We start from the raw sequence: 7,902 nt of genomic DNA, 5'->3' as shown, positions 1-7,902 counted from the left end.
CCCCGCCGGGGGCTCGTCTGTTGTCAGAGTCACGCCGAGGCGATGACATCCTTGTTCTTCACGAAATACTCTACGCCAGAGTACAGGGTGGTGAGGGTGATGACCCACACGCAGAGCGTGTTCACCACCGGTGGAATGGGCAGGAACATCAGCACCACGCACACCATAGTGGCGGCAGTCTTGACCTTGCCGGACCATCCGGCGGCGATGACCCGTCCCTTGTCGCTGGCGATCATCCGCAGGCCGCTGACGGCAAACTCCCGGCAGATGACGATGAGCAGCATCCAGGCGGGCATCTGCCCGTTCTCCACGAACCACAGCATGGCGGCGGTCACCAGCATCTTGTCCGCCAGGGGGTCGGCAAACTTGCCGAAGTCCGTCACCAGGTTGTACTTCCGGGCGATCTTGCCGTCCAGCATGTCCGTGAGGCTGGCGATGATGAAGATGGCCAGCGCCACCCACGTTGCGCCGGGGAAGCCCCAGTACAGCACCACCATGAAAACCGGGATCAGAATAATGCGCAAAAGCGTCAATTTATTGGGCAAATTCATGGTTGTTTACTCCTCCGCCAGTTCTCCGGTCAGTTCGCCATCCATAACGCCGGTGAGCCGGACGGTCACAAAGGTGCCCGGCTCCACCTCCCGGTCCGCGTCAAACCAGATACGGCCGTCGATGTCCGGGGACTCGGCGTAGCTGCGGCCGAAGTGCATCTGGGCCTGGCTGTCGAAGCCCTCGCACAGCACCTCCCGCTCCGTTCCCAGAACAGACTCGTTGTACGCGTCGATGATGTCGGACTGGACGTCCACCACCAGCTCCGCCCGGCGGCGGGCCTCCTCCATGTCCACATGGTCCATTTGGGCCGCCCGGGTGCCCTCCTCCGGGGAGAAGGGGAAGACGCCGGCCCGCTCGATCTTTGTCTCCCGGAGAAAGACACACAGCTCTTCCAGCTCCGCCTCGCCCTCGCCGGGCAGGCCGGTGATGAGGCTGGTCCGCAGCACCAGGCCGGGGATGCGGGCCCGGAGCTTTGTCAGCAGGTCCAGCAGCTCCGCCTTGGTATCCCGGCGGTTCATGGCCTTCAGGATCCCGTCGTTGCAGTGCTGGATGGGGATGTCCAGATACTTGACGATCTTGGGCTCCTCCGCAATGGTGTCGATCAGCTCCTCAGTGATCTCGTCCGGATACAGATAGTGGAGCCGGACCCAGTGGAAGTCCAGCCTGCACAGCTCCCGCAGGAGAGACGCCAGCTGGTGCTCGCCGTTCAGGTCCGTTCCATACCGGGTGATATCCTGGGCGATGACCAGCAGCTCCTTCACGCCGGCGTCCGCCAGCTCCCTGGCCTCTTCCAGAAGGTCCTCCATGGGGCGGCTGCGGTATTTGCCCCGCAGGGAGGGGATCACGCAGTAGGCGCAGTGGTTGTCGCATCCCTCCGCGATGCGGAGATACGCATACCAGGGGGGCGTGGACAGGATGCGTCCCCCGTCCTGGGGGGCGGTGTGGATGTTGCCCAGGTGGCAGGGCCGCAGGCCGGAGCCAGCCATCACCTCGTCAATGGCGGCGCAGATGTCCCCGTAGCTGCCGGTGCCCAGGATGCCGTCCACCTCCGGCAGCTCGTTCAGAACGTCCTGCTTGTACCGCTGGGTCATGCAACCGGTGACCAGGATCTTCTGTACCTGGCCGGCCCGCTTCAGCTCCGCCATCTCCAGAATGTTGTCGATGGCCTCCTCGCAGGCGGACTGCAGGAAGCCGCAGGTGTTCACCACCACCACGTCGGCCCCCTCCGGCTGGGCCTGGATGGTATGGCCGGCGGCCTGGACAGAGGCCATCATCTGCTCGCAGTTCACCTGATTCTTGGCGCAGCCCAGGGAGATAAAGGAAATGTTATATGGCACGATCGAGTCCTCCAATCGATGGATTGTTGCAAAATGGGCCCGGCGGGGCCGGCATGTGTGTCCCATTGGACAGGGAATGACAGCCATGATGTGGCTGGGCAGATACGCCCACTTGTAGGAGCAGGCACCCCATAACCGCCATTCGGCGGCCCGTATGCCTCCCCGGAGGGAATACCCCCTGCGAGACGGGACTCATTCTTCGAGAATCTCCGCTCCCAGACGGCTCCATGCCTCCCGGACGTCTCCCCAAGCAAACCCCCGCCGCAGCAGTGCGCTGGTGAGCCGCCGCTTCTCCGCCTCCTCTGGGGCCCGGCCCCGGAGCTTGGCCGCAAGAAATCGGTCAATCTGCCAGGCGCTGTCCGGTGCCTGATCCAGAGCCTCGTCCCACAGCTCCCGGGGTACGCCTTTCTCCCGCAGTTTCTCTCGAATGCGGGCCGGGCCATAACCAAGGCCGGCGCAGTGGCGCACCAAGATTGCTGCGTAATCTGCATCGTTGATGGCACCAATGGCCTCCAGCCACTCAGCGGCGTACCGCGCCTCCGCCTGACTGGCCCCCTTCTCCTGGAGCTTCCGCTCCAGGTCGCGGCGGCTCATGGCCCGCTTGCCGATGAGGTCCGCCGCCGTGGCCTTCACGTTGGAGACGCTGGCAGCCTTCTTCAGCTGCTCCAGACGTCTGCCGTCCAAATCATCTCCAGTCCGCAGGCCGAAGTCCAGCGCCTCCTGCTCTGTGATCTTCAGGCAGGCGCCGTCCTCCAGGAACACCAGCACCCGGCCCTTTTTGTGGGCAGACGCCTGGACGCGCTCAATCCGCATCTTCGAAGTCGTCGGCGCTCACATCCACCGCCCGGCCTGCCGCCTTGGCGGCGATGCGGGACTGGTTGCTCATCAGCTTGTCGAAGTTCCGGCGGATGTCCGCCTCCAGCTTGTCCGCCGTCTCCGGGTTCTCCTGGAGATACCGCTTGGCGGCGTCCCGGCCCTGGCCGATGCGGGTCTCCCCGATGGAGAACCAGGAGCCGGACTTCTGCACCAGCTCCAGCTTCACGCCCAGGTCCAGCAGCTCACCGAAGTGGGAGATTCCCTCGCCGTACATGATGTCGAACTCCGCCTCCCGGAAGGGGGGCGCCACCTTGTTCTTCACCACCTTGGCACGGGTCCGGTTGCCCACGATCTCAGAACCGTTTTTCAGCGCCTCGATCCGGCGCACATCGATGCGGACGGAGGCGTAGAACTTCAGCGCCCGGCCGCCGGTGGTCACCTCCGGGTTGCCGTACATGATGCCCACCTTTTCCCGCAGCTGGTTGATGAAGATGACGATGCAGTTGGTCTTGCCGATGGCGCCGGTGAGCTTCCGCAGGGCCTGGCTCATCAGCCGGGCCTGCAGGCCCACATAACTGTCGCCCATTTCGCCCTCGATCTCCGCCCGGGGCACCAGGGCCGCCACGGAGTCCACCACCACCACGTCAATGGCGCCGGAGCGGACCAGGGCCTCGGTGATCTCCAGCGCCTGCTCGCCGGTGTCCGGCTGGGCGATCAGCATGTCCTCCACCTGGACGCCCAGTGCCCGGGCATAGGTGGGGTCCAGGGCGTGCTCTGCGTCCACAAAGGCCACCTCGCCGCCCCGCTTCTGGGCCTCCGCGACGACGTGCAGAGCCAGGGTGGTCTTGCCGGAGGACTCCGGCCCGTAGATCTCCACAATCCGCCCCTTGGGCAGGCCGCCGATGCCCAAGGCCACGTCCAGGGACAGAGAGCCGGTGGGGATGTAATCCACGTTCAGCTCCGCCTTGTCGCCGAAGCGCATAATGGCGCCCTTGCCGTACATCCGCTCGATCTGGGCCATGGCCGTGTCGATGGCCCGCTTCTTATCGTCCGCCGGAGCCGCGTTGGGCAGCGGCGCTTTCTCTCTCGCCATTGTATTCTCCTCCTGATTCTCTATAAAAACTCTTTATTTCAACTCATCTGTAAGTCCCTTACTTCTCTGAGAGAGTCCCCAGCAGAGGGATCCAAACAGCATCCCTCCATACACGATCACCGCGCGGCCGCCAGGCAGCGTCTCCCGGACAGGGTCCCAATACTCAGGCGCATAACTGGACGGGCCTGTTTCAACCGCTGCAAAAAGGATAGGTCACCGCTGTGGCCGCCATGGAAAGGGCTGACGCCCTATACGCCGTATAGCGCGGCTTGGGCGAGTGCTTAACGAAACCCCGGCGCATCAGCGTCCAGCCCGACACCAGGGGCCCGGCCCATAGCAGGGTCGGACTTCCCGCCTCCTGCACATAAAACGGCAGCCCCACCATTGCCGTTCCTTTCTCTAAACGTCAGAGCTCTGTACACAGCGTTCCGAATACCACCCGGGGGATGTCGTGGTGGTCCTTCACCACTTGGATATCCCCGAAGCCCTGGGTCCGCATGATCCGCAGCACGTTGTCCGCTTGACCGATGCCCACTTCAAAATACAGACGGCCGCCGGGAGCCAGGGCCTCCTTCCACTTCTCGGAGATGCTCCGGTAGAAGTCCAGGCCGTCCTCGCCGCCGTCCAGGGCCAGATGGGGTTCATAGTCCTTGACGGAGGTGTCCAGCGTCTCGATGTCCGCCCGGGGGATATAGGGGGGATTGGACACGATGCACTGGAACTCTCCCAGGGATTTCTCCGGCTTTTCCCGGGCGTCCGCCTGCATGGGCACCACCCGGGCGGTAAGGCTGTTGCGGCGGACGTTCTGGCGGCAGATCTTCAGGGCCCCGTCAGACCACTCCCCCAGCACCACCCGGGCCTGGGGCACTTGGGCCGCCACCGCCAGCCCGATGCAGCCGCTGCCGGCGCACAGGTCCAGCACCCGGCATTCCCCCAAGGTCTTGATATAGCCAATGGCCTGCTCCGCCAGCACCTCCGTGTCCGGCCGGGGAATCAGCACGTCCCGGGAGATGTCCAGCGGGAGCCCATAGAACTCCCACTCACCGATAAGGTATGCCACCGGCTCGCCCTCCAGATGCCGCCGCACCAAGTCCCGGACCCGGTGCTCCAGCTCCGGGGAGGCGTACAGTCCCCCATCCCGGGCCAGCTCCTCCCGGCTCTTGTTAGTGCCGAAGCAAACCAACTCCCGGGCCTCCAGCGTGGCCTCCTCGATCCCTGCCCTCCGCAGCTGCTGGCGGATATCCAAATACAAATTGTTGTATGTCGTCGCCATAATACGCCTCATTATCAAAAATTCACCATTCGTCTTTCCCTTTTTCACTGGGCAAGACCAGCTCCAGGGACCGGATGGCGCACTCGATCATGGAGTCGTCCGGCTCATTGGTGGTGAAGTTCTGCATCCACATTCCGGGGGCCGTCAGGATTTTGGCCAGCCGACTGTCCTGCACGTGGCGGCCCACCCAGCGGTTGAACTCATAGGTAATGCCCACCACCAGAGGCAGCAGAATCAGATGTGCCAGTGTCCGCAGCCAGACATTGGTGATGGGCCAGATGCCGAACACCACACTGGACACCAGGATGGACACAAAGATCACCACGAACAGAAAGCTGGTGCCGCACCGGGGATGGTGCCGGGGCTGAATGCGGACATTCTCCACCGTCAGGGGTAGCCCCGCCTCGTAGCAGAAGATGGTCTTGTGCTCCGCCCCGTGGTACTGGAACACCCGGTAGATGTCCTTCTGCTTGGAGCAGAAGATCAGATACAGTAGGAAGATAGCCACCTTCAGCACGCCTTCGATCAGGTTCCGGCCCCACATGGGGAAGTCCGGGAAGAAGTGCAGCAGCCCGCCGGTGAGGAAGGTGGGCAGCACCAGAAAGAGGAAGATGGACAGGCCGATACCCAGCAGCACAGAGAGGCCCACGATCAGCCCCTCCAGCTTCTTGTTGGAAAAGGTCCGGTCCAGCCACTGTTCAAATTTGGAGGGCTCCGTGGTCTCCTCCTCCGGATAGAAGTCCGCGGAGTACATCAGCGCCTTCACGCCGTTGACCATGGAGGAGAGGAAGTTGACGGTGCCTCGGATCAGGGGCCAGCCTAAAATAGGATGCCGGTCCTTGATGAGCCGCAGCTCCTCCACCTTCTCCACCAGATTGCCCCCCTGGTCCCGGACCACGATGGCCTGCTTCTCCGGGCCCCGCATCAGAATGCCTTCAATGAGTGCCTGTCCGCCGATGCTGGTGCGGAAGGCGCAGGATTGGGGTTGTTTTGCCATGTGTTTCCTTTCTAATTCCGTACAGTTGAATTCTACCATGTTCTGTACAGAAATGCAAACATTTGTTCGATTTTCGAAAATCATTCCTTGACCGGCAGGCAGATGGTGACCACCGCGCCGCCGCCATCGGCGTTGCCGATGGTGAAGATGCCGTTGTGAAGGCCGACGATCTCATCGCACACCGCAAGGCCGATGCCGCTGCCCCGGGCCTTGGAGGAGCCCTTGTAGAACTTCTGCTTGATGAAGGGCAGCTCCGCCTCCGGGATGCCGGGACCGTAGTCCCGGACCCGAACCACCTCAAACTCGCCCTCCCGGCTGATGGAGGTGTCGATCCGCTTGCCGGAGCCGCCGTGCTTGGCGGCGTTGTCCAGCACGTTGCAGAACACCTGCTTCAGCCGCTCAGAGTCGCCGGGGATGGGAGGCAGGTCCTCATCCCCGCACTCGTAGTTCAGTTTGATGCCCTCCTGCCGGAACAGCTCGCCGTAGGTGAAGATGGCGTCCTCAAACTCCGCCTGCAGGTCCACCTGCTCCATCCGGAGGGTGAATCGGCCGTCCTCCATCTTGGAGAATTCCAGCAGCTCCTCTACCATGGTAGAGAGCCGCCGGGCCTCGTTCAGAATGATGCGGATGCCGCGGCGCATCTGGGCGGGGTCATCTGTGGTGTCCTCCAGAATCGTCTCGCCCCAGCCGTTGATGGCAGTGAGGGGCGTCCGCAGCTCGTGGGACACGGAGGAGATGAACTCGGATTTCATCTTCTCGTTCTGGCCGATCTTGAGGGACATATCGTTGATGTTGTCCACCAGTTCCCCCAGCTCGTCCGTGTACTTGTTTTCGATCTGGAAGCCATAGCTCCCGGCAGAGATCCGCTTGGCCGCCTCAGACACCACGGCCACCGGCTCCACCACGTTGTTGATGAACAGCAGGCTGGAGATCAGCACCAGGGCCATGCAGATGCCTCCCACCGCCAGAATGATAAAGACCACCAGGACAATCTGCCGGTCCACCAGCTTCATGGACGTCACCAGCCGCATGACGCCCGCCACCCGGCCGTTGAACAGCAGGGGCGCTGAGACCGCCATGATCTTCTCACCCGTCTCCGGGTCTCTGCCTTGGAAGGGCGTGATCTCCTGATTGGTGATGGCTCTGGTAATATCGCTGGTCCCCGGCGAGCTGCCTGCTGTCAGGCCGGAGGTGGACATCTGGATACGTCCGGTGCTGCCGATGAACTGCAGCTCAATCCGGGACTTGTCCTCATAGGTGTCCACTGCCTGGGTCGCCATCTGGTTGTACTCGGAGTAGCTGTTCATGAAGTAGTCGTTGAAAGCACTGGACATGGCCTCCGCCTGCTTCATCAGGCCGTTTTCCATGCTGCTGTAATAGTAGGTGGAAACGCCCACAGATACCAGCGTCACCAGCAGCATCAGCAGCACCAGCACCGGCAGAATGGTATTGACGATCCACCGCTTCCGCAGGCCCCGGAGGCGCAGCACCGTCCATTTCCGATCCCGTTCTTCCTCTGCCATGGGCCGCTCCTCCTTTCCCTGCGTTCCTTACGCCGGCATCACTGGCCGGCCGATTTTCTCAGAACCCCCACTTGTATCCGTATCCCCACACCGTGGTGATATACGTGGGATTCTGCACGTTGCTTCCCATCCCGCGGCGCGGGATGGGACCCCTTTCCTCAGCTTGCGCGGCGGAAGTAAATTCCACCTTGCGCCAAGGTTTTGGCTTCCGCCAAAACGCTTGTACGGGCCATCGGCCCGCCCCGCTCCGCGGGGCCCCGGACAACGCCCGGAGCCGCTCAGAACCCCCACTTGTATCCGTATCCCCACAC

The 7,902-nt window shown here is 62.7% G+C and carries 7 protein-coding genes; all 7 read right to left on the bottom strand.

Translation table 11 applies throughout. The annotated features are described in order from the left end of the window. Positions 1 to 29: 29 nt before the first annotated feature. The 7 genes from pgsA to HMPREF1546_RS06320 all read right to left on the bottom strand — a co-directional run bounded on the left by pgsA (position 30) and on the right by HMPREF1546_RS06320 (position 7,591). Entirely contained in the window at positions 30 to 551 is a 522-nt protein-coding gene (gene pgsA / locus HMPREF1546_RS06350; protein WP_021749621.1) for a CDP-diacylglycerol--glycerol-3-phosphate 3-phosphatidyltransferase, read from the bottom strand. A 6-nt stretch (positions 552 to 557) separates the two neighbouring features. Then, entirely contained in the window at positions 558 to 1,889 is a 1,332-nt protein-coding gene (gene rimO, locus HMPREF1546_RS06345; protein ID WP_036630534.1) for a 30S ribosomal protein S12 methylthiotransferase RimO, read from the bottom strand. Between the two features lie 192 nt (positions 1,890 to 2,081). After that, positions 2,082 to 2,702, bottom strand: a complete 621-nt coding sequence (locus HMPREF1546_RS06340) for a regulatory protein RecX (protein WP_021749623.1) — start codon at positions 2,700 to 2,702, stop codon at positions 2,082 to 2,084. Further along, positions 2,692 to 3,798, bottom strand: coding sequence for a recombinase RecA (recA, locus tag HMPREF1546_RS06335; RefSeq protein WP_021749624.1), 1,107 nt, complete (start codon positions 3,796 to 3,798; stop codon positions 2,692 to 2,694). The genes HMPREF1546_RS06340 and recA overlap by 11 nt, the downstream gene beginning before the upstream one ends. 406 nt (positions 3,799 to 4,204) lie before the next feature. Continuing rightward, on the bottom strand, positions 4,205 to 5,071 hold the full coding sequence (gene prmC, locus HMPREF1546_RS06330; protein ID WP_036630536.1) for a peptide chain release factor N(5)-glutamine methyltransferase: 867 nt from the start codon (positions 5,069 to 5,071) through the stop codon (positions 4,205 to 4,207). A 22-nt stretch (positions 5,072 to 5,093) separates the two neighbouring features. Further along, positions 5,094 to 6,068, bottom strand: a complete 975-nt coding sequence (locus tag HMPREF1546_RS06325) for a DUF1385 domain-containing protein (protein WP_036630537.1) — start codon at positions 6,066 to 6,068, stop codon at positions 5,094 to 5,096. A gap of 80 nt (positions 6,069 to 6,148) precedes the next feature. Further along, positions 6,149 to 7,591, bottom strand: a complete 1,443-nt coding sequence (locus HMPREF1546_RS06320; protein WP_021749627.1) for a HAMP domain-containing sensor histidine kinase — start codon at positions 7,589 to 7,591, stop codon at positions 6,149 to 6,151. Positions 7,592 to 7,902: the final 311 nt, after the last annotated feature.

This window comes from Oscillibacter sp. KLE 1745 (assembly GCF_000469445.2).
Classification (GTDB): Bacteria; Bacillota; Clostridia; order Oscillospirales; family Oscillospiraceae; genus Oscillibacter; species Oscillibacter welbionis.
This window is presented reverse-complemented; position numbering and strand designations above follow the sequence as displayed.

Excerpts from the sequence above, each read along its gene's own strand:
- pgsA (WP_021749621.1), bottom strand. The coding sequence starts at position 551 with ATGAATTTGCCCAATAAATTGACGCTTTTGCGCATTATTCTGATCCCG.
- HMPREF1546_RS06340 (WP_021749623.1), bottom strand. The coding sequence starts at position 2,702 with ATGCGGATTGAGCGCGTCCAGGCGTCTGCCCACAAAAAGGGCCGGGTG.
- recA (WP_021749624.1), bottom strand. The coding sequence starts at position 3,798 with ATGGCGAGAGAGAAAGCGCCGCTGCCCAACGCGGCTCCGGCGGACGAT.
- prmC (WP_036630536.1), bottom strand. The coding sequence starts at position 5,071 with ATGGCGACGACATACAACAATTTGTATTTGGATATCCGCCAGCAGCTG.
- HMPREF1546_RS06325 (WP_036630537.1), bottom strand. The coding sequence starts at position 6,068 with ATGGCAAAACAACCCCAATCCTGCGCCTTCCGCACCAGCATCGGCGGA.
- HMPREF1546_RS06320 (WP_021749627.1), bottom strand. The coding sequence starts at position 7,591 with ATGGCAGAGGAAGAACGGGATCGGAAATGGACGGTGCTGCGCCTCCGG.